Source organism: Nitrospira sp. CMX1, assembly GCF_054902215.1.
Window position 1 is genome coordinate 24,558 of sequence record NZ_JBUBKD010000057.1, and the last position, 20,252, is coordinate 44,809.

At 56.1% G+C, this 20,252-nt stretch carries 19 protein-coding genes and 1 pseudogene; 7 read left to right on the top strand and 13 right to left on the bottom strand.

The genetic code is table 11. The features are described 5' to 3' along the window. Positions 1-44: 44 nt before the first annotated feature. A complete protein-coding gene (locus tag ACYX34_RS14200; protein ID WP_462077226.1) occupies positions 45-599 on the bottom strand; it encodes a Slp family lipoprotein in 555 nt (184 codons plus the stop codon). A gap of 158 nt (positions 600-757) precedes the next feature. On the opposite strand from ACYX34_RS14200, the gene ACYX34_RS14205 reads away from it, so the two are divergent. Genes ACYX34_RS14205 through ACYX34_RS14215 form a run of 3 tightly spaced genes read left to right on the top strand, consistent with a single transcriptional unit; the run spans position 758 to position 2,765 of the window. Continuing rightward, positions 758-1,414, top strand: coding sequence for a DUF2959 domain-containing protein (locus ACYX34_RS14205; RefSeq protein WP_462077227.1), 657 nt, complete (start codon positions 758-760; stop codon positions 1,412-1,414). Positions 1,415-1,449: 35 nt separating this feature from the next. Further along, complete coding sequence (gene ypfJ, locus ACYX34_RS14210; protein ID WP_462077228.1) at positions 1,450-2,322, top strand: KPN_02809 family neutral zinc metallopeptidase; 873 nt, start codon at positions 1,450-1,452, stop codon at positions 2,320-2,322. Next, complete coding sequence (locus tag ACYX34_RS14215) at positions 2,319-2,765, top strand: FUN14 domain-containing protein (protein WP_462077229.1); 447 nt, start codon at positions 2,319-2,321, stop codon at positions 2,763-2,765. Before ypfJ ends, ACYX34_RS14215 begins: the two co-directional genes overlap by 4 nt. 50 nt (positions 2,766-2,815) lie before the next feature. On the opposite strand, the gene ACYX34_RS14220 is transcribed toward ACYX34_RS14215, so the two are convergent. The 4 genes and pseudogenes from ACYX34_RS14220 to rnhA form a co-directional block, all read right to left on the bottom strand. Further along, positions 2,816-3,181, bottom strand: a complete 366-nt coding sequence (locus tag ACYX34_RS14220; RefSeq protein ID WP_462077230.1) for a hypothetical protein — start codon at positions 3,179-3,181, stop codon at positions 2,816-2,818. Between the two features lie 43 nt (positions 3,182-3,224). Beyond that, positions 3,225-4,127 (bottom strand): S16 family serine protease, encoded by a 903-nt coding sequence (locus tag ACYX34_RS14225; RefSeq protein ID WP_462077231.1) that lies wholly within the window; start codon positions 4,125-4,127, stop codon positions 3,225-3,227. Positions 4,128-4,256: 129 nt separating this feature from the next. Then, entirely contained in the window at positions 4,257-5,063 is an 807-nt protein-coding gene (locus ACYX34_RS14230; RefSeq protein ID WP_462077261.1) for an ABC transporter ATP-binding protein, read from the bottom strand. A gap of 33 nt (positions 5,064-5,096) precedes the next feature. Further along, a pseudogene (gene rnhA, locus ACYX34_RS14235) lies at positions 5,097-5,531 on the bottom strand (ribonuclease HI); the annotation flags it as partial. A gap of 146 nt (positions 5,532-5,677) precedes the next feature. Between rnhA and crcB the strand changes: the two are divergent. After that, positions 5,678-6,061, top strand: coding sequence for a fluoride efflux transporter CrcB (crcB, locus tag ACYX34_RS14240; RefSeq protein WP_462077232.1), 384 nt, complete (start codon positions 5,678-5,680; stop codon positions 6,059-6,061). A 3-nt stretch (positions 6,062-6,064) separates the two neighbouring features. Beyond that, positions 6,065-6,409, top strand: a complete 345-nt coding sequence (locus tag ACYX34_RS14245; protein ID WP_462077233.1) for a DUF190 domain-containing protein — start codon at positions 6,065-6,067, stop codon at positions 6,407-6,409. 49 nt (positions 6,410-6,458) lie between these two features. On the opposite strand, the gene ACYX34_RS14250 is transcribed toward ACYX34_RS14245, so the two are convergent. Together ACYX34_RS14250 and ACYX34_RS14255 are read right to left on the bottom strand one after the other, a co-directional pair. Then, positions 6,459-6,899 (bottom strand): type II toxin-antitoxin system VapC family toxin, encoded by a 441-nt coding sequence (locus ACYX34_RS14250; protein WP_462077234.1) that lies wholly within the window; start codon positions 6,897-6,899, stop codon positions 6,459-6,461. Further along, the gene (locus tag ACYX34_RS14255) at positions 6,896-7,141 is read right to left on the bottom strand and encodes a type II toxin-antitoxin system Phd/YefM family antitoxin (protein WP_462077235.1); all 246 of its coding nucleotides are present in this window, start codon (positions 7,139-7,141) and stop codon (positions 6,896-6,898) included. The genes ACYX34_RS14250 and ACYX34_RS14255 overlap by 4 nt, the downstream gene beginning before the upstream one ends. Positions 7,142-7,392: 251 nt before the next feature. Between ACYX34_RS14255 and ACYX34_RS14260 the strand changes: the two genes are divergently transcribed. Both ACYX34_RS14260 and ACYX34_RS14265 read left to right on the top strand, forming a co-directional pair. After that, complete coding sequence (locus ACYX34_RS14260; RefSeq protein WP_462077236.1) at positions 7,393-8,412, top strand: GlxA family transcriptional regulator; 1,020 nt, start codon at positions 7,393-7,395, stop codon at positions 8,410-8,412. A 26-nt stretch (positions 8,413-8,438) separates the two neighbouring features. After that, on the top strand, positions 8,439-9,113 hold the full coding sequence (locus ACYX34_RS14265; RefSeq protein WP_462077237.1) for a DJ-1/PfpI family protein: 675 nt from the start codon (positions 8,439-8,441) through the stop codon (positions 9,111-9,113). Between the two features lie 100 nt (positions 9,114-9,213). On the opposite strand, the gene ACYX34_RS14270 is transcribed toward ACYX34_RS14265, so the two are convergent. From ACYX34_RS14270 to ACYX34_RS14295, 6 genes are all read right to left on the bottom strand, one after another. Beyond that, positions 9,214-10,107, bottom strand: coding sequence for a restriction endonuclease (locus ACYX34_RS14270; protein WP_462077262.1), 894 nt, complete (start codon positions 10,105-10,107; stop codon positions 9,214-9,216). A 171-nt stretch (positions 10,108-10,278) separates the two neighbouring features. Next, complete coding sequence (gene aroC / locus ACYX34_RS14275) at positions 10,279-11,397, bottom strand: chorismate synthase (protein WP_462077238.1); 1,119 nt, start codon at positions 11,395-11,397, stop codon at positions 10,279-10,281. 160 nt (positions 11,398-11,557) lie between these two features. Further along, positions 11,558-11,773, bottom strand: a complete 216-nt coding sequence (locus ACYX34_RS14280) for a hypothetical protein (RefSeq protein WP_462077239.1) — start codon at positions 11,771-11,773, stop codon at positions 11,558-11,560. Positions 11,774-11,874: 101 nt separating this feature from the next. Then, the gene (gene pbpC / locus ACYX34_RS14285; protein ID WP_462077240.1) at positions 11,875-14,055 is read right to left on the bottom strand and encodes a penicillin-binding protein 1C; all 2,181 of its coding nucleotides are present in this window, start codon (positions 14,053-14,055) and stop codon (positions 11,875-11,877) included. Further along, positions 14,052-14,273, bottom strand: a complete 222-nt coding sequence (locus ACYX34_RS14290) for an alpha-2-macroglobulin family protein (protein ID WP_462077241.1) — start codon at positions 14,271-14,273, stop codon at positions 14,052-14,054. The genes pbpC and ACYX34_RS14290 overlap by 4 nt, the downstream gene beginning before the upstream one ends. Further along, positions 14,270-20,128, bottom strand: a complete 5,859-nt coding sequence (locus tag ACYX34_RS14295) for an alpha-2-macroglobulin family protein (RefSeq protein ID WP_462077242.1) — start codon at positions 20,126-20,128, stop codon at positions 14,270-14,272. Before ACYX34_RS14295 ends, ACYX34_RS14290 begins: the two co-directional genes overlap by 4 nt. Positions 20,129-20,252 lie beyond the last annotated feature (124 nt).

Here is a 20,252-nt window from a genome sequence, read left to right on the forward strand (position 1 = left end):
CCTAGGTGTACGGCAGAAGTCATCCCGCATCGTTCTCACCTGGTTCAAAATCCAATGGCGAATCCACCGCCTCCACCAAGACCGATTCCAGTTCCACCCCCAAGCCCAATTGAGAATCTGGGCCGTGGTTGGGTGTTGTCATACGATTGAGCGGGCCAGGAATGGAGGTGCTTAATGATCACAACCGGATACCGATATTCCACGTCGTCGAGGTAGTCGATCTTGGCTCCGAACACTTCTCCGACAACGGTCATCGCCGATCCCTCGACAATCGTCGCTGGGTCGAGAAACTCTTGCTGGAGCGCCAGAAATCGCCCCTGCGATTGTTGGCGGTCGAGAATCGGTCTCTCTCTTTTGTCGAGCGGCACCTGCAACAGTTCGATCTGCGTGCCTTCCTTGAGCCGCTTCGCCTTGAGGACCACTCCACCGAGAACCACGATCTTTCCCTGGTACGACTCCGAAGCACTCGCCAGCTGGCGAAAGCCAACGGCTCGGTCAACGAGAGGCTCGAGCGCTTCTGGGATAATCCCCGGTGACGAACAGGCTGTAGCCAGGATAAACACCCCCACCCACGATGACTTGAAAGAGGCAAGATGCATAGGCACACTATAGCGCGAAGGTGCGGTGGTTTCTACTTGGCATCGTGTGCAATTAGGGGTTTTCTCCCCATACGTTCTTCAGTTATGATGCAGGACCGAGCCATGATAGTAAGAAACCGACTGGCTCGCCAATGCACGATCCCCGTAGAGAGGTGAAGATGTTCAGATTCCTCCTGGCCGCCCTATTGTCGTTTCTACCGTTGAGTCTCTCCTCCTGTGATAAGGCCTACATGGCCACCATGGAGAAAATGGGGTATGCCAAGCGCGATATCCTGAGCAGCCGTGTCAAATCGGCGCGAGATGCGCAGGAAGACGCCAAGCAAGAAATTCAAACCACACTCGAGCAATTCGGCAAGGTCGTCGCTTATGAAGGCGGTGATCTCGAAGCCACCTATAAGAAGCTGAACGGAGAACTCGAGAACAGCGAAGACAGTGCCAAGGCCGTCAGGAAGAAGATCTCCGACGTCGAAAGTGTGGCGGACGCCCTCTTCTCGGAATGGGAACAAGAACTCGGTCAATACTCCAACGCCGACCTGCGCCGGAAGAGCCAAGCCAAGCTCACCCAGACTAAAAGCCGCTACCGTGACATGCTCGCGGCCATGAAACGGGCGGAGCAGCGCATTGAACCGGTCCTCAAACCGCTGCGCGATCAGGTTCTCTATCTGAAACACAATCTGAATGCGCGGGCACTCTCCGCCATCAAAGGTGAACTCGTGAAAGTGGATGCGCAGGTCGATCAGCTGGTGAAAGATATGAACCGTTCCATCGCCGAAGCCGACAAGTTCATTCAGACGATGGAGAAGGAGTCAGACTGATTGTGCCAGACTCGAGAAGGTTCTGAGGATTCTATATGAGGATCGACGACCAACGCGAAAGCGACAACATTGAAGATCGTCGCGGGATGGGCCCTGCTCGTATCGGCGGACGAGGAGGCTTCGGCATCGGCACGATTGTACTGGCCTTGGCCGTCAGCTATTTCACCGGTGTCAATCCGCTGACCGTCCTCAATCTCCTGACAGGCGTCCAGAGTGTGACCGAATCGATCTCGCCCTCGTCTCCATCACAACCAGGCGCGGTCGGTGCCCCGAAAGATGAACTGGGTCGGTTTGCGTCCATCGTCTTGGCCGATACCGAAACAACATGGCGAGAGCTTCTCGGGTCACGATATCAAGATCCGCGCATGGTGCTGTTTACCGGAGCGGTGCAATCAGCCTGTGGGACCACCTCCTCAGCGGTCGGTCCGTTTTACTGCCCCAACGACCGTCGAGTTTATCTCGACCTGGCGTTCTTCAATCAGCTGGCACATCAATTGGGAGCAACGGGGGACTTTGCCCAAGCCTATGTGATCGCGCACGAAGTCGGCCATCATGTGCAAAATGTCCTGGGCGTCGCTGAAAAAGTGCATCGTCTCCAGCAGCGGGCCTCCGAAGCGGAGGGCAATGCCTTGTCGGTTCGCATGGAGCTCCAGGCCGACTGCTATGCCGGTGTGTGGGGTTACCATGCCAAACGTAACCGGAACCTGATCGAGCCGGGAGATTTTGAAGAAGGGCTCCGCGCAGCGGCAGCCATTGGCGATGACCGACTGCAGAAGATGTCGCGTGGCCACGTCCAGCCGGAAAGCTGGACTCACGGCTCATCCGAACAACGGATGACCTGGCTGAAGCGTGGGCTGGAGTCCGGGGATCCGTCTGTCTGCAATACCTTTGAGAACCATCGTCTATGAGCAACCCAGTTCCTGCGGCAAAAAGCAGCTTTCTTGCGAAAACACTCGGGCCCCTGCTGTCCGACCCACCCTGGGCCGCCAAATCGTTTATGGCCGCAAGCGCCACAACCGTCGCCGGATTCGGCGCATGGCTCAGCGATATGATGTCGCCGGCACTCGCCCGCGGGGGCGCCAGCTTTCTCGGCGGATTCTTGCTCGGCTGGGCCTTTCGGAAAACCCTCAAGGTTGCGCTGTTGATCACCATCTCATTGGCGGCGCTCGTGGTCATTCTCAAAACCACCGGCTGGATTCACCTGGAATGGAACTTGATCCAGAGCGATGTAAATCGCACGCTCGACTGGGCCCGAGGCCAAGCTCAGAGCTTGAAGGAAGTGGCAGTCGGCTATCTCCCCTCAGCCGGTGCCGCCGGCGCCGGCGCCTTTTTTGGGGTTCGGGGGAAATAGCGACATCCTCATACCCCATCCGTACATCCTGACAATGCACGAACTTTCCCTCAGTTCTTCCTCACCGATTTCACATCCAGCATTCCCAAATAGTGCCCCTCGATTGTGACCTGATCTCCGTCTTTAAGGAGGACAGGCCCCATCTGACAGAGCGCCGCATAGCTGGCCTGAATCATCCCACTCCCATCATCAACCAAAAAATTCTGGACGCACTTCTCCAGTTTCGAGCTACTTCCAATGAAGTGCTGCATCTGATACCCACTGACCATCCCCGTGACTTGGACGACTTTCATCTTGTACGCTTCGGGGTACGCCTGCAGGGAGTTGATCGAGACCGGATCTGCAGCCCACGCAACGGGGACCAACCACACAAGGCTGATGAGTGTCAATTCTACCAAGCGTAGAATCCTGTTCATGACGACCCTCCTCTTCATGGAACATGATGCGTGGGGAACACAGCTACGGAGCCTGGCGCAGTGCTTGCCCGGTGGCGGCGCTATAGGCCTCCGCGAGTGTATGCACCTCGATCACCTGGATGGAGCGCTCGGCACCGGTAAAGGCAAGACGACTATTATCCAATGCATCCGGCACGATCATCGTGGTCTTTCTCAGATCTCGACAGGCATTCATCTTATCCATGAGTCGCCCCACGGCTTGAATCTCTGCATCCGGCTCAATCGTGCCCGACATGCAGATATCCTGACGAATTGGATCGCCAAGCAGGGCGGCAGCAACACCCACAGCAAAAATCCCTCCGGCACTGGGTCCATCTACTGGGTCCGGAACGAGAATCCGGATACTAAGATAGTGCGGGTCATAGCCTACCGCCCTTGAGGCCACTGCGACCGCCGTACGAAAAGAATGAGCAGAGACAGGCATTAAGTTGGAGTCACCAAGAATCTCTGGGCCTCTTCCGTCGGCCTTGTACCCGACCATGAGTTGCGCCACGTATCCCCTCCATGAACCAGTGATGGAACCGACACGATCCTGCCCAACACTCAAGAGGGGCAAGGACAATGTGACGTCTGAAAAGGGCAAGGGCTTCCTCCCCTGTGGTTGCTGTGAAAATTCGGACGAGACGGTATTCGCAACTGATGGAGACGGTGGAGGAAAATTGCGGTTTGGCGACGCCTTCGGCATCGGAGAAATGATCAGCGGTGAATAGGTCTTCGCCTCTCCCACTTGCCGACAACCCGGGTATTCACGGTCCGTATACAGATCCGCTTGCCCTGACCTGGGACAGACCCAGGTCTCGGCCCACGAGGAGCACTCAAAGAGTGAGGCGATGGCATAAAGGTTGAGAAGAGCAATGGAAACAATCTGGATTCGTCGACTAATGGTTTGAGAGCGGGATTGACACATGACCGGCTACCAATAATCGTAGCCTTTGAAGCCTATCGTTTAAACCAGATTTCGTCAAAAAGAAGCGAGGGTACTGCGGTAGAAACCGGTAACGATTCGAATTAGTAGGCTGAGGGCATTTTCAACATCCTACCCCGGCAGGGCCTGATACCAGCCATTAGCCTGTACGAGGGTCATTTTACTGTCGAAGAGTCTGCTGATCTGATCGCTCGTGAGCAAGGTTGATTTGGCACCGTCGGCCACGATTTTCCCAGCTTTGAGGAAAATCACGCGATCGATCTCCGGTGGGATTTCATGCAGGTGATGCGTCACCAGCAACAGGGTCTTGCCTTTGCTGATTTGCGAACGCAATAGATCAAGGTAGTGAAAGCAGGCCTTCGGATCAAGGCCGCTGGTTGGCTCATCAAACACGAGTACTGGGGGATCATGCACCAAGGCTCGCCCGAGCAAGAACCGTCGCTGCTCACCGGTGGACAAGTGACCGAAGCGGCGGCCGGACAGATCCATTACTCCCAATTCCTGCATCACCTCATAGGCCCTGGTCTTCTGTGTCTTGCTGAACTCTTGATACGCGTAGATATCGTTGCAGGCATAGAAGCCTGAGAGAATCACATTGAGCCCTTCGGCACAGATCAGGTAATCCCGTTGGAGATCGTGTGACACGATACCGATCTGTTTTCGCACGTCCCAGACATTCCAGCGCTCCTCGCCGAAAAGCGCCCACCGCGTCTCATCCTTCGACATGGCATGCACTTCACCCGAAAGCAACTTGAGCAGCGTGGATTTCCCTGCCCCGTTGGGTCCAAGAATCACGGCATGCTCACCCTCTCTAAGAGAAAATGAAAAGTCCGAGAAGACACAGGTGTCGCCTCGATACACCGTCGCATGCCGGATTTCGACGATCGCCTTCGTGTCGGCTGAAGAACAAGACGGCACGGCAGGAACTAGAGCTGGACGACCGGCTGGTTTCCCACCTCGTCGTGCCTGCTCAAGACCAGCTCGGGCGAGCGCATCCACCCGCTCATTCTCCGGATGCCCGTTATGCCCCCTGACCCAATGCCATTCGAGGGTATGGTTGGCAGCTAATTCATCAAGCCTCCGCCACAAGTCCTCATTTTTGACTGGATCCTTCCCGGCTGTTCTCCAGCCCCGTTGTTTCCAACTGTGGATCCATTCGCTGATGCCTTTTTGCACATACTGTGAGTCCGTGTAGACCCGCGCCTGTACCGGCTGAGCGAACGACTGCAAGGCTTCAATGACCGCGAGTAATTCCATTCTGTTATTCGTCGTCGCCGGCTCGCCACCGGAGAATTCGGTTTCGACGTTCCCATCTCGCACCAACACACCCCACCCCCCAGGCCCGGGATTCCCGCTGCAGGCCCCATCGGTGTAGATCTCAATCATAGGCTGTATCCTTTGACTAAATCGTTTCGCCTCGGCGATTGTACTATGTGTCTTTTCACAGAGCCAGAGTGAATTCCGTGACTCGAACAAGTTACTTGGGTACAATGACCTGGCACTGACGCTCACATTTTGCAGAGAGTCTCATCTTGCGTGCATTGTTCCTCATCGGCACTGGCGGGTTCATCGGCTCCATCTTGCGCTACCTTGTGAGCGGCTATGCGCAACAACTCAGCAAGAGTATTCAATTTCCATTCGGCACCTTGGCCGTCAATCTTGTGGGATGCGCACTGGTTGGCTTTCTCGCCGAATTGGCCGATCATCGAGGCGTCATTCCCGCGGAGGCCAGGTCTTTTCTGATCGTCGGAATACTGGGCGGCTTCACAACCTTTTCGGCCTTCGGCAACGAAACGATGAATCTGCTTCGCGATGGAGAATTGTGGTTGGCTTTCGGAAATATCATCGGCCATACAATCCTGGGCCTTGGCGCAGTCTGGCTTGGTTATTCCACCGCCTATCTACTCTGGAAGTGAATCATGCGTATTGAACAGGGTTGCCTGCTAAGAATCTATGTCGGAGAAGGAGATAAACACGCTGGACATCCCCTCTATGAGTGGATCGTTACACAGGCTCACGCGCGGCAACTGGCCGGAGCCACCGTCTACCGAGGGCTCATGGGATTCGGTCCCCACACCCGCGTGATCCACACCTTCAAAATCGAACGATTGGCTGAAGATCTGCCCATCACCATTGAAATCGTCGATTCGCGCGATAAGGTCGAAGGGTTCCTTGCCTGGATCGAACAGCAGATCAGCTCGGGCTTAGTCATCACCCTACAGACAATCGAGATTCGTAAGGTTGAGGGGCGCGGGTTGCAATAGGACCTACCACTACACGACCGGGAGACTGGCCGGCTATATTCGAGAGAAGTTACCGCTTGGTTCTTCGTGAAAGCGGTGCACACAGGATCCCAATTCCTGCTTTCCTTGCAGCCTTCTCCAACGCGTCATCAGCCGTCGCTAAGTCGGCCCCACGTCTAATCGCCACATCTAGGTAGGACGCATCATAAGCAGACAACCCATATTCGCGGCCCAGCGGCAGGATTCCTGAGATCTGGGTAGCGATCGGCACAGAGACTTTCTGAACCGGTAATGCCTCCAACAGATCAAGAAATCGAACAATCTCAGTCTGACCAAGACGCTTGCGCCGTTCACCGACCAAGAGGCCATTGGCGATTTCTAGCGCCCAAATAGACGGAACCAGCACAGGCCGCCCTTCCACCTCTTGTAAAACCTGGTCGGCATAGGGACTGTGTTCATCAGGAAAACACCAGGCCAGCGCCACCGAGGCATCAAGCACCACGCTCTTCACAATCGTCTCCCCTCTTCGATCATCTCCTTGACAGTTATCCGATCGGGCTTCACCCGTGCGCGCAGATCACGCATACGCTCGATCAGCGTCGCATGCATCATCCGCTTTGCAGGCTCCTCAACTGGAACCAGCCGTGCCGCAGGCACGCCGTGCCGGGTGATGATAATCGTCTCCCCCTTGCTCACCCGCTCAAGCAAGGCTGCCAAATGTGTCTTGGCTTCAAACGCCCCAATGGTTTTCATGGTTAATTCCCTCTACAGTCTAGTCTGCAACTAGTTTAATTTTATCTTCCTTCGATAGTCACGTCAATGCACCATGATTGCACACTTCCCAGGCCTCGAAACCCAGCTAGTGGTCGTTTGGATTTGGCCCCCTGCGCAAATGAAACTGGGCTCTGCCAAGCGACACCTGTCTATACATCTTGGCACGTATGGCAGTTTTTGCAGCATCTTTGTCATTGTGCCATTCTCAGATTGATAGGAAGATACGGCTCATGAAACAGAACGGAAAAACAACCAAGCATCGGCCGCGCACCATCGCCTTACTTGGTTTCGATGGTGTCGCAGCACTCGACATCACCGGCCCCTACGAGGTCTTCTCCCTGCCATCCTTTCTCGCACAGGACAAGGCAGTGCCGCCCTATCGGATCGTGCTCCTTGCAGATCAAGCAGGACCAGTCCGCTCCGTATCAGGACTCAGCATGATTGCGGATGCCTCGTGGCAGAACTTTCATAACAAGGTCGACACACTGCTGGTCTGCGGTGGACCTGACATGACCGCGCTTCAGCGCAATCAGAAACTCCTGTCCTGGCTCCGCACCATGGCACGCCGCACCAGACGGATCGGCTCGATCTGTACCGGTGCCTTCCTACTCGCAGAAGCCGGCCTGCTCAACAACCGCCGTGCGACGACCCATTGGAGTGAGGTCGAGCGTTTAGCAAAGGAGTATCAGTCGACCACCGTCGAGCCAGACGCAATCTATGTCAAGGACGGTCACGTCTATACGTCAGCCGGAATCACGGCGGGCATGGACTTGGCCTTGGCACTCGTGGAAGAAGATCTCGGGCGTGACATCGCCCTGGCTGCAGCCCGGATGCTGGTCCTGTTTCTGAAACGTCCCGGCGGGCAGTCCCAATTCAGCACACAACTACAAGCTCAGGCCGTCGAGGGGCAACGGTTAGCCGACCACTTGAGCTGGCTGGCGGACCATCACCATAAGCCGATGACTGTGGAGGACATGGCCTCACAAGCCGGCATGAGCCCACGAACCTTCGCGCGTGTCTTCGTCACGGAAACCGGAGACACACCGGCACTCTATTTGGAGAAGCTTCGTTTGGAACATGCTGTTCGCCTCTTGGAAACCACCAACACGTCGCTTGATATCACGGCACAGACCTGTGGTTTCACCGGGCACGAACAGTTACGCCGCACATTCCAGCGGCATAAAGGCATCACGCCACAGGACTATCGACAACGATTTCATACGATGGGACACCAGATCCGTAATGGCTGACGCAGAACATCACCATGGAGGCAACCATGCAAGACGTACAGGAAACAAAGAAACTACAAGTGGCAATCTTATTGTATGACGGGATGACGGCGCTGGATGCCATCGGCCCCTACGAAGTGCTCCAGGCCCCAACACTCAACACCGATGTGCGCTTCGTGGCACGCGAGAAGGGGGTAAAGCAGACAGACTTCGGTAAGCTCCGGTTAACGGCAGACTACAGTCTCGATGAGATTCCCAGTCCCGACATTCTCCTCGTACCAGGAACGGCCTACCCCAAAGCCATCATGGGTGACCTGCAAGTGATCGAATGGATCGCCCAAGTGCACAAGGCCACCAAATGGACCACGTCGGTTTGCACGGGGGCATTGGGCTTGGCAGCAGCTGGTGTGCTCCGTGGATTAAAAGCCACCACCCATTGGCTCGCGCATGACGTACTCAAACAATTTGGAGCAATCCCAACGACAGAGCGAGTGGTCCGAGATGGCAAAGTCTTCACCGCCGCCGGCGTCTCCTCAGGAATCGACATGGCCCTCACACTAGTAGCCGAGGAGTTCGGCGCCAATGCGGCACAACTCACCCAACTCTTGATCGAGTACGATCCGCAACCACCATTCGATGCCGGCAGCCCAGACAAAGCACTCGCGGCAATCGTGAACGAGGCCCGTGAAGCCTTCGCCAAGCTCCAGGCGACGCCACATTGAGCACCTAGCTCGACAAGTCTTCCTTTTTGCGGTCTGTTTTTGGAATAACGAGAGACAAAACTGATCGGGTTATCTAGAGTACCCCATCTAGAAAACACATCTACTCTTCGACAAAATAGTCCTCATCGAGGCGAAGCAGCTTAACTGTTCCAGTTTGTGATACTCCAATACCACTTTCCAGCATTAGCTGGGCAAGTTGGGGACCATCGATAAGGACGATGGTTGTCTGAAGATTGGCAGCGTAGGAACGCGCATCCGCCGTAAAAGTTGACGCTGTGATGAACACGCCTTTACGAGCTTTCTGCCCTTGAAGTGCACCAGCGAATCGTTGGATCTCAGGACGACCTACATTTTCCTTCCATCGTTTAGCTTGAACATAGATGGTGTCCAGTCCTAAACGATCTTCTTTAATGATACCGTCAATACCCTCGTCCCCACTGCCACCGCGAACAGAAGAAGCATCTTCCCGGGAACCACCGTATCCCATTGCCACAAGCAGCTCGACAACTAGTTCCTCAAAGAATTTAGGGGACGCCTGGCGCACACGCTCAAGCACCTCAGCTGCGAGATTAGTTTGCAAGCGACTATATCCAAGTCGAATTTGCTCATCAGGAGTGAGAGGGGTTGTTTCAGCAACAGCCTTGGCCGTTGCAGGTATGGGATCAGAAATCTCGGCACCGGATGTCCTAAATGCAACAAACTCAGGGAAACGCATCAGGTATTGGATATCGATGCGGTCTGGATGCTCCGCTAAGACACCAGTACCTCTGAGCGTAATGCGATAAAGTCCACGCCTTGGACTCTCAGCAAGACCGGCCTGTTTGAGGTAACTCAGTGCCCATGCCACCCGATTGCTGAAAGTAGTCTGGCGGCCGCTTGGTAGCATGGTAGAGAGATCTTCAGCAGAAAGGCTGAGATGTGCGGACACAGTCTGTCGGATGGCAGATGAAGCTTGATCGCCTCCTGAGGAGAGACGCTCAAGGACTGGAAGCATCAATGACTGAAAATCTGGTACCACTATACCTACCTATAGCCATGTAACTATAGCTGGATGCTCTACTCAACTCTTCAAGCCCGGCAAGCCTTTATGGGAAAGAATCTTTTTGACCATTGAATAAATCACGTTCCGAGAGGGTCAAGAATATACTTCAAGGTTAGCTGCATCTTAGTCTGTGAGGTCGGTATCTTTTATTCTACTAGCAATCTTCGGAGTCTTCGTCGTCACATCTGCGTTCTGTGCCCGATGTAAGAGTGCATGGTCCATGAGAACGAGGGCCAACATGGCTTCGGCGATCGGGGTGGCACGGATACCGACGCAGGGATCGTGGCGGCCGTTGGTTTCCACCATGACCGGCTTGCCCTGCTTATCGATCGACTTGCGTGGGATGCGGATGCTCGACGTAGGCTTGATACCAATGGTGACGACGATATCTTGCCCTGTTGAGATGCCGCCGAGAATGCCTCCGGCATTGTTGGAGAGAAACCCTTCTGGCGTCAGTTCGTCGCCATGTTCAGAGCCGCGCTGAGTCACCGAGGCAAAGCCTGACCCAATTTCGACAGCCTTGACTGCATTAATACTCATCATCGCTGCGGCCAGATCCGAATCGAGCTTCGCATAGACCGGCGCACCCCACCCAACCGGCACATGCTCAGCAATCGTCGTAATCTTAGCCCCGACCGAATCCCCGGCCTTCCGCAACTCATCCATGAAAGATTCGAGCTTGGGTACGATATCCGGATCAGCAGAGAAAAACGGATTCTGACTCACCGAGTCCCAAGTCTTGAATGGCAACTCATGAGGCCCAAGCTGGCTGAGATACCCACGAATGACCACCCCATACTTTTCGTTGAGCCACTTCCTCGCAATCGCCGCCGCCGCCACACGTACCGCTGTCTCTCGAGCTGAAGCTCGTCCCCCACCGCGATGGTCGCGAATCCCATACTTCTGCCAGTAAGTGTAATCAGCGTGGCCTGGCCGGAAGGTATCGATCAGGTTACCGTAATCCCGGCTACGCTGGTCTTCGTTGCGGATCAGGAGCGCAATGGGTGTACCGGTCGTCTTTCCCTCAAACACGCCGGAGAGAATCTCGACCGTATCCGACTCTTGCCGCTGGGTCACATGACGAGAGGTACCGGGCTTCCGTCGGTCGAGATCTTTCTGGATATCTTCGGTGGATAGCGTCAGCCCAGGTGGGCAGCCATCGACGACACAGCCAATTGCCGGACCATGGCTTTCACCGAAAGAGGTAACGGTAAAGATTCGACCGAATGTATTACCCGCCATTCTGCCTTAGCTCCCAGCGTGGAAACCCTGTCTTCCCTATACAAATCCAATTGAGAATCCGTTCGCCCTGAGCTCGTCGAAGGGCTCACAACTTAGCCCCTTCCGTTCATGCTTCGACAAGCTCAGCACGAACGTGTCTCTGGAACGCTGCTTGAACAACTCAGGATTCTCCCTGTGACATTCTCTGCACCACTTCCTGACCAATGCGTTCTTGTGTCCAATCAGGATGCTCTGCGGACAAATGCGCCGTTAGCATGCTCTTGGTGGAAGCCCACAGCACAAAACCGATCTGCAGACGTTGAGCAGGAGTCTTTTGGCGCAAGACCTCTACCATGGTCTGATCCAACACCTCCATCTGACCAGCATCGAGTCTCATACAACACTCTCTACGAGAACCATTTCTGTCATCGCATGCGAGGGCCATTGTAAGCGCAAGGGGCCAAACCACGCAATACAACAGAGATTCGTGAGAAATTCTCAACGGGACTGATCGCCGTTGACCACGGGATCCGGTTCCTGTGGTTGGGTCGCCCCCCGCACCATGAACTCAACTGTTTCGACCACCTGCTGCTCCGGCCCGATGAGTGCCAGCCTGTGTGCGCCGGCAACCGGTTCCCAGATGGTCAACTCGCCGGCGGCCCCCATATCAGTACCATTCAACCGCCAGCGGTAGCGCGGATCAGTTGGGTGCGCTTCGAAAAACATCTGTTGTTGTCCAACGGGGATATCCGGGTCCGGTGCGAGCACCATTCCCGCGACGGGATAGACGATCCGTGGCTGTCGTTGAGGGATAAGGGACTTGGCCGCTTGCGGATCCGTTCCGGTGATGAACCATTCCGTTCGCGTCGGTTCACCTGTGCTGAAGCTGACAGTCTTATGCGTGACGCCTTGCGGAATAGTCCGTGCGATCTTGGCACCGTCGCGGTGGAGCCAGTTCATCACATCGAGCCACACGGGAGCTGCGCCGGACACCCCACTGACATTCCACATCGGCTCTCCTGAAAAATTCCCGACCCACACCCCAACCGTATAGCGGTCGGTATAGCCCACGCACCAATTGTCTCGCATATCCTTACTCGTCCCGGTTTTCACCGCACTCCAGAACCGAGAAGCCAACGGACTCTCCCAGCCAAACGTCGCACTCCTGGCCTCACGATCCGACAAGATGTCCGCAATCAGAAATGTGGCTTCTGGTGAAAACACACGCATCTGCTCTTGGCTGGAAACCCCGTCTGGCACAAGCCTGAGTGGAGTTCTAACCCCCCCGTTGGCTAAAGTTCGGTAGGCATTCACGACATCCCACAGTGAGATATCGGCAGAGCCCAGTGCCAGCGACGGTCCATAGAAGTCCCCCTGTTCTTGCAGTCCGGTAAACCCGAGCAACTGCAGCCGACGAACAAATACATCCTCCCGCACCAATCGCAAGACGTTGACTGCCGGCACATTCAGCGAAGAGGCCAATGCCGTTCTTGCGGTCACCAACCCTCGAAATTGTCGGTCGTAATTCTTGGGTCTATAGATTCCGTTCTCAACGGAGACTTCCAGTGGGCTGTCGTCCAACAGCGTGGCAGGCGTCAGCACTTTGGTGTCGAACGCGGTGCCATAGAGAAAGGGTTTCAGGATGGAGCCAGCCTGACGCTTGGCCCGCACTCCGTCGACATGCCGAGCCCGCGAGAGCTCGCCGCTGCTGCCGACATAGACCAGGACCTCGCCGGTCGCATTCTCCACCACCAACACCGCGCCATCTTCAACATGCTGCGAACGAAGTGCCTGCAATTGCTGCCGCAGCGATTCCATCGCCACACGTTGGACCTGTCCATCCAAGGTCGTATTCACCGCTTTGGACTGATTCTTCCCACGGACCTCTGCCCCTGACAGAATCTGGGCCGCAACATGGGAGGCCAGATGTTCCTGCTGGATGAACATCGGCGGTTTGGACAACAGCTCTCGGACATTCTCCATGATCGTGCCACAGGATTCCGCCATCTGTTGTCTCTTGGCCAACACGCAGGCTCTTGCAACGATTCGGTCCATATCCGCATTGGGAGCAGGAAGCAGCGCGGCCAGGATTACAGACTCCATCTCGATCAAGCCATGAGGGCGCTTGCCGAAGAACCCGATGGATGCTGCGGCCAGGCCCTGAATTTCTCCGCGAAAACTCACGAGATTGAGATAGGCTTCTAAAATTTCGTCTTTAGACCAGGTCCGCTCTACGTCCTGTGCGGCCCGCACCTGTTGGACCTTCTGCCACAGCGTTTTGCGATTCGCAGTTCTGTGAAGGTTCCTATCCAACAGTGCGACGAGCTGCATCGAGATCGTACTGGCGCCTCGCACACCACCGGCCCCATGGAACAACGCTGATCCCATCGCCAGCCAATCCACCCCGTGATGGTCATAGAAGCGATGGTCTTCAGCTTGCAACATGCTTCGAATCAAGGCGGGAGAGGTCTCGGTCAAGGCCACCCATTCCAACCGTCGCCCCTGCTGCACCACACGACGCTGATCAATCACCATGCCATTTCGGTCCAGCAAAAACGCATCCGACGACCGGTAGCGGTGTCGCACCTGATCAAACGACTGGTCAAACCCGTAAGCGGCACCGCCCTGCAGACCAACCGCCAACAGCAGCAGAAGCCGGACCACTCTCACGAACGTCACCGATTCACCTCGAATTCGTGATTCGGCAGCTCGCCAAGCATCTCCGATGCATACATCGCTTCTACCCGTGTAGCAGGGAGCTGATAGAGCCCGGCTTGATTGAGCCGAACCGTATACTCCACGGTAAAAGTCCCCTTGGGCACATAGGCATAGTAGGCCTTGAAGGCTTCGAACAACCGCTCTTCAAACACCGGCCACACCCGCTTCAGGCACATCATCGACTGACTTCGAATTCGTGATTGGGCAGTTCGCCCAGCATCTCCGGTGCATACATCGCTTCTACCCGCGTAGATGGGAGCTGATAGAGCCCGGCTTGATTGAGCCGAACCGTATACTCCACGGTAAAAGTCCCCTTGGGCACATAGGCATAGTAGGCCTTGAAGGCTTCGAATGACCGCTCCTCAAACGCCGGCCACACCCATCCCTTTCGTACCTCATCCTGCGTCAGCAACTGCCGTTCACGACCGACGCCGCCCATCACGGACGCTCCCCCGGGAATAGGATCATTCACGACCACCCACGTCATATCAGCCTGGGCCTCGATGTCCAGGCGAACCCGTACTACATCGCCTTGCGTCCACTGTCCCGCTTGTTTCTGGCTCACAGACGTCATGGTTTTCACGATTCGATAGCCACTCGAGAACGGTTCCGTCAGAGGAATCGCCGCACGGCTTTGGACCGTCACCCAGGGCTTTCCTGTTCCCTGATGATGGACAGCCACCTCGGCTTGTTGATCAGGCCACGAGAAATACCGTGCCGCGCCTTTCTCTTCCTTCGACCAATTCACGACGTCCGACTGTGATCCCAAACCGGCTGTCGTTGTTCCGGTCATCGCTTCACGCTCGAACGCCGCGGCAAACCTCCGCACCGCCAGAGCACCCCAGGCATTCGCAGTCGTCACATCCCAATGCCCTCTCTTCTGTCGAGCGATCGCCCCACGCATGATTCGCGGCATGTCATCTTTCCACTTCGACGAATCCAACTCTGTCAGCACCAGACGAACGGCATTGGTATCCACCGACGTCATGAGCCACCACAGTTTATCCTCCTGCTCAGTCGAGAACCCCATCGTGGTGCCCTGAAAATTCAATCTAGTGCGAAGAACTTGCTCGCCTTCCGCCTTGCGCTTGGCTTCATCTTTCACGTCAGGCACCCGCCGGAGAATATTGACCCAATCGATCACCGCCGAGGTCGGCCACCGATTCGGGGTGATGCTGATCGCATCCAACATGCCAACCTCAGCCTTGTCATATCGAGAGAGGGCTTCGATGGCCGCCAACTTCCTGATCGTCAGATCCGAGGTATTCAACGGTGAATAGCCGGTGCTCGAACCTTGGACGAACTTCGTCAACCCCGACAGCATACGCTCCAAGGTGACCGCCGGGATGGGCCGCCCAGCCTCATGCGCAACTGCCAGGAGATAGGCTGTCAGTACATCACTGCCCCCATTCATCCCAGGCCAATACTTGGCCAACCCGTCTCCATCGAGATATGCCGGCAAGTCATCGGTGATCTTCTTCCATATTGTCTCATCTTGTGACACGATCGCTCGCGAGGCCTGCTGTTCCAAACAAGAATAGGGGTATTGAGACATGTAGGCTTCGACACCACCAAGGCTGCCGACCAAACTCGGGCGGACCGTGAGGGACACACCGCCCTTTCCCAATAGGGAATCTTTCGGGCGCTCCACCGGGAAACGGGCATCCCGGCTCAACTGCGTGACCGTCGATTGGAACGTCCTCACCGGTACGGCCGGTACGACTGTTTGCACGACTTTGAGCTTATCCGAGTTCCCACCCTTCTCAGTAGCCTCAATCTCATAGACCAACTGCTCCACCCCCACCGGCGCCAGCACTTCCCACCCGATGGTCTTGGCTGCTCCTGGTGCCAACGCGACCGTCTGTGGACCCAGCGGCTTGGGCAGCTGCCGCACCAGACCAGTGACCGTCACATCCATCGCTTTCGTCGAGGTATTGCGGACGGTTACTTCCGATCGATACCGATCTCCTTCCCGAACGAGCGGCGCGATCCCAGATAGAATCATCAGCTCTTGAGTGGACCGAATCGTGGTCGACCCGGTCCCAAAGAGCTGACTGCCCGCTGTCGCCACTGCCGTGATTCGAAAACTCGTGATCGAATCGTTGAGCGGGACGTCTATCGTCGCTTCACCCTTCTCGCTCAACGGGATCCGCCCCTTCCAGAGTAACAGCGTATCGAAGAGCTCGCGCGTCGGCTGCTTCCCCCCTCCACCGCCGGGAAGTTTGGATTTCAACCCGAAGTGTCGCTTTCCGACGACGTGCATCTGGCCCGTTGACGTATCCACCTCTTCATTCCTTGGTTTCATCATGGCATCGAGCAGACGCCAACTGTTGTTCGGCCACAGTTGCAGCAGTCCTTCATCCACCGCCGCGAGGGTGATTTCACTCCCAGGCGGTAAAGCCTGTTCATCCGTCCGCGTCACCTTGATTGCGATCTTGGCCTTCTCACGAACTCGATAGATCTGGCTATTCGAGGCCACCACCACTTTCAACTCGTGCGCCTTCCAGCCGACGTTGATGCCAACGAGTCCCAATTTATAGGCAGGTCTTCCCAAGTCCACCAAGGCCGTCGGCTTCACCCCCTCCACCCGCCCCCGCACCGCCAGCACCGACACAAACACATTCGGTGCGTAGGTATCGAGGATCGGCAGCTCGACGACCGGCGTCTTCCCGCTCAGTGGTTGCACATAGGCATCGATCACCCCTTCTCGCTCAACGGTGATGAGCCCGGTGGCTTCTCGAAAGGGCATCCGCACTTGCAATTTCGCCGTCTCTCCCGGCTCGTAGCGGCCCCGCTCCGGCAGCACATCCATCCGGTCGTCATCGCTCACCCCGTACCACCAGTCCGACTCACCCCGAATCCACAAGTCCGCATGCGCAGCTGAACGATGCTGGGCCTTATCGGCGATCTGCGCTTGCAGAATCACGTTCCCGGATACCGACGACGTCGTCTCGCACGCGAGTCGGCCCTGCCCATCCGTATGGCCTTCGCATACCGTCCCAACCGACCTGACCTCCGTCACATGTTCATAGGCATAAAACCCGCCCAGCAATCGCTTGCGGTGGGAATAGACCTTCTTCTCAAACAGGTCCACCGTCACGGGAACCCCGGTGAGAGCCTTGCCGGACGTGTCCACGACGATTGCCTGAAATGACAGTCTGTCTTGTGTTGCCACCCAAGAGTCCAGCTTCAGCCCGACAAGCCGATGGGCCGGCCACAGTGGAACGGTGCTGGCCACCGTCTGCACTTCGCCGTTTGAGTCACGGAACTCCAGTTCCATCGCGAGATCCATTGGAACCTGTACGGTTGGGAGATGCTGAACCGTGGTCCGGAATCCTCCATTGGCATCCAGGACCAGACTCTGGCTTTGGGTAAGCTTCGATTCCTTCTTCGACGGTTGGCCGTCACCACCATTCTGTCCGCTCTCACTCTCACCCTCCGTTGGAGCTGTCTCTTCGCGCTCCTCAGCCATATCTTGCTGTCGTTCCCTCGTGAGCCCCACCCTCACTGGTCCGTTCGCGAAGGCCGCTCCCTCAAATCCCTCGAAGGCCTGCAGCGTTTTTGGTTGAACAAGACTGCGAAACGTGACCGGGAGGTCCCCGGCAGACCCTCCGGCCAAGTAACTCACCGCAAGATCCACCGTCGCCTCTGACGCAGCCACAAGTGGTTTCGCAGGGGGATTGATGACGCCTTTCATGAGTGGCACCCGATACTCTTCGACACGGAATTCTCCGGAGCGCAGTCCCTGTGGGGAGTAAAAGGCCTCCTGATCGTTGGCTACTGGCCTGTCTTGCGACTGCGGCGGTTCTTTCTTCAGCCACACGCCGTAGGTACCCAGCTTGGCGTCTTTGGGAATTGTCCAGCTCGTTTCTGCAATGCCCTGCGCATCCCACTGAACCGGAAATTCATACCGCTGTGACGTCGCTTCGTGATGGATCACGACTGCTTTGGGTTTCTCATCCTCTTTTGGCATCGCGAAGCCGTGCATGCTCGGGTGCCGGATCACATGCTTCATCTGGACCTTGTCCCCAGCCCGCAACAACGTTCGGTCGAATACCGTATGGGCAGCTGTTCCCGGCTGGGCTTGATATCCCGAGGACAGATTGAATCGCCAGGACTCAATCCCATCCTGCCAGGACGACCGCATGAACGATCGATCATCCTGCGTCGTGGCCATGACGAAATAGTCGTTGTGCCATTCACAGGACGATGGTTCCGGCAGGGGGCCGACTCTTGCAATCCCTTGGCTGTCCGTCTTGCCTTTCCACAACTCATTGCCGCTGCACGAATGGATGGTCACAGTGGCATCCGACACGGGCTTCCCACTGTCCAGTGCCGTCACCCATACCAGCGACGCTTCACGTCCCTTCTTGAAATGTACGGCAAGATTGGTCACCAAGGCTGCCGTCGCGACATACATAGGCGCCGGTTTTGACAGAAGCGCCTTTCCAAGAATCTGACTCTTGATCTCCACGACATACAACCCAGACTTGGGGAGCGGCAGTCCCAGAACTTCAGTCGCCTTGCTGCCCTCCAGATTGGGGATGGTATAGCGCTTGGGCTTTCCCATCGACTTCGAAAAAATTGAAGCCGTACGCATCTCGTATTCCATCGAATTCTTCCGCTCAACCCGATAGAGCCAGTCCAGGATCTCTCGAACCTTTGCCGACTTCACCTGCACCACTTGCCCGGACAACTTCTGAGCATATTGGGTATCTTGTATGACCGGCAGCACACTTGTATTGATCTTGGCCTCAAGGTTGCGCACGGTGAGCGGTAAGACCGGATCCGCCTTCGATTCCAAAATGCCGAAAGTCGAAGGAAACTTGGCGAGAGGAGGGAAAGAACCAGTCCGAACCGTAAGTGGAAATCGATCGGCGTTATCCAGCTTCCGACCTGCATCATCAACCAACCCATCGGGCACTTCGATCTGGTAGGCTTGACCTTCCACAAACGGCCCTTTGAACTGCACCCGCTCAATCATTATGTTCTGGAACTCATGAGGATCCGGAGACTTCTGATCTGCTACGGCTCCACCTGAGCCACCCGCCTTACTTGAGAGACCTATGACCACACCATTCTTCACGCGGAACGTCACCCCCCCGAACGCTTCCAGGACCGGTTCAAGGACCGCACCCTGTGCGTCCTTCAGCGCGATCTTGCTGGCCTGAGCCACCGTGACGGGTGCGGACAGATTCAGAGTCATCGTGCTAAACGGCAAGCAGCCTGCTCCTGCCTTGGCGCGTTCACAGGACAAGGTCGCCCGGAATGCCCCTCTTGTTCGAAACGGGAGCGTCTGGGCAGGATCAGTGGCAACACCGCTCTTCGAGCGCACCCCATGCCCCCACACAAGCGTGACGGCGTGCTCGGCTGGGAACCGTTGCCGGGCTTGGAGAACCATGAGAGACGTCGGCTTTATTGGACCCGACACATGCTTGAGCACAGCCGCCCGTTCAGGCCCACTCAGTATCCTGACCCCGATTCGGCTTTCAATTCCATCGACTCTGAAATACACATGCTCAAGGACCGATGGCTGATCGACCTCGCCGTCAATCCCCAGGACAAAGACTTGCTCCTCATCAATGTCGTGGGTTCCCTCTTGCGGCTGCGACCACTTGATCACTGGCCCGCCGGTTGAAAACGAAAAGGTGCTGGGCCCGGTCAGTTTCTGTCCCGACAGGGTTTGAGCGGCAGCTTTGAGGGAGAAGGTACAGCGGACTCCGGCAGGAAGATCTCGCTTAAAATCGAACAGCCAATTAGTTCCGTCAGCCCATCGAGCCGTCCCTGCTTCCGGGCAATCGATGTCGAACGGATCGACGATGCCACGTGGGTCGCCAAACGGAACCACCGGTTCCGAAAATCTTGCCCTGACCTGGCGTACACCTTCGACAGATCCTTCCGGTGTGAAGACTTCGATGTGGGGATTCCTGGACCTATCCTCCGCAACCGCCTGCGCCGTCTCCGCCAAGAGACTCACAGAGCTACACGGGACGACGGCCAATAGCGTCAGGATGATCAGCATGACATGACTCATGACGGACTCCCCTTTTCCTTCCGGCAGAAGTTTGCAGACACCTTCACACAGGACACGGGTATTCTACGAAAGATTCAACGATGAGACGAGGGAAAGGTCGAACAGCATTTGTCTACTTCAATTG

What these genes read in the sequence shown, in the direction of transcription:
- ACYX34_RS14265 (WP_462077237.1), top strand. Translation starts at nt 8,439, where the DNA reads ATGCAAGACGTACAGGAAACAAAGAAACTACAAGTGGCAATCTTATTG.
- ACYX34_RS14270 (WP_462077262.1), bottom strand. Translation starts at nt 10,107, where the DNA reads ATGCTTCCAGTCCTTGAGCGTCTCTCCTCAGGAGGCGATCAAGCTTCA.
- ACYX34_RS14255 (WP_462077235.1), bottom strand. Translation starts at nt 7,141, where the DNA reads ATGAAAACCATTGGGGCGTTTGAAGCCAAGACACATTTGGCAGCCTTG.
- ACYX34_RS14260 (WP_462077236.1), top strand. Translation starts at nt 7,393, where the DNA reads ATGAAACAGAACGGAAAAACAACCAAGCATCGGCCGCGCACCATCGCC.
- aroC (WP_462077238.1), bottom strand. Translation starts at nt 11,397, where the DNA reads ATGGCGGGTAATACATTCGGTCGAATCTTTACCGTTACCTCTTTCGGT.
- ACYX34_RS14290 (WP_462077241.1), bottom strand. Translation starts at nt 14,273, where the DNA reads ATGATGTGCCTGAAGCGGGTGTGGCCGGTGTTTGAAGAGCGGTTGTTC.
- ACYX34_RS14245 (WP_462077233.1), top strand. Translation starts at nt 6,065, where the DNA reads ATGCGTATTGAACAGGGTTGCCTGCTAAGAATCTATGTCGGAGAAGGA.
- ACYX34_RS14280 (WP_462077239.1), bottom strand. Translation starts at nt 11,773, where the DNA reads ATGAGACTCGATGCTGGTCAGATGGAGGTGTTGGATCAGACCATGGTA.
- ypfJ (WP_462077228.1), top strand. Translation starts at nt 1,450, where the DNA reads ATGAGGATCGACGACCAACGCGAAAGCGACAACATTGAAGATCGTCGC.
- ACYX34_RS14200 (WP_462077226.1), bottom strand. Translation starts at nt 599, where the DNA reads ATGCATCTTGCCTCTTTCAAGTCATCGTGGGTGGGGGTGTTTATCCTG.
- ACYX34_RS14225 (WP_462077231.1), bottom strand. Translation starts at nt 4,127, where the DNA reads ATGTGTCAATCCCGCTCTCAAACCATTAGTCGACGAATCCAGATTGTT.
- ACYX34_RS14295 (WP_462077242.1), bottom strand. Translation starts at nt 20,128, where the DNA reads ATGAGTCATGTCATGCTGATCATCCTGACGCTATTGGCCGTCGTCCCG.
- ACYX34_RS14205 (WP_462077227.1), top strand. Translation starts at nt 758, where the DNA reads ATGTTCAGATTCCTCCTGGCCGCCCTATTGTCGTTTCTACCGTTGAGT.
- ACYX34_RS14215 (WP_462077229.1), top strand. Translation starts at nt 2,319, where the DNA reads ATGAGCAACCCAGTTCCTGCGGCAAAAAGCAGCTTTCTTGCGAAAACA.
- ACYX34_RS14220 (WP_462077230.1), bottom strand. Translation starts at nt 3,181, where the DNA reads ATGAACAGGATTCTACGCTTGGTAGAATTGACACTCATCAGCCTTGTG.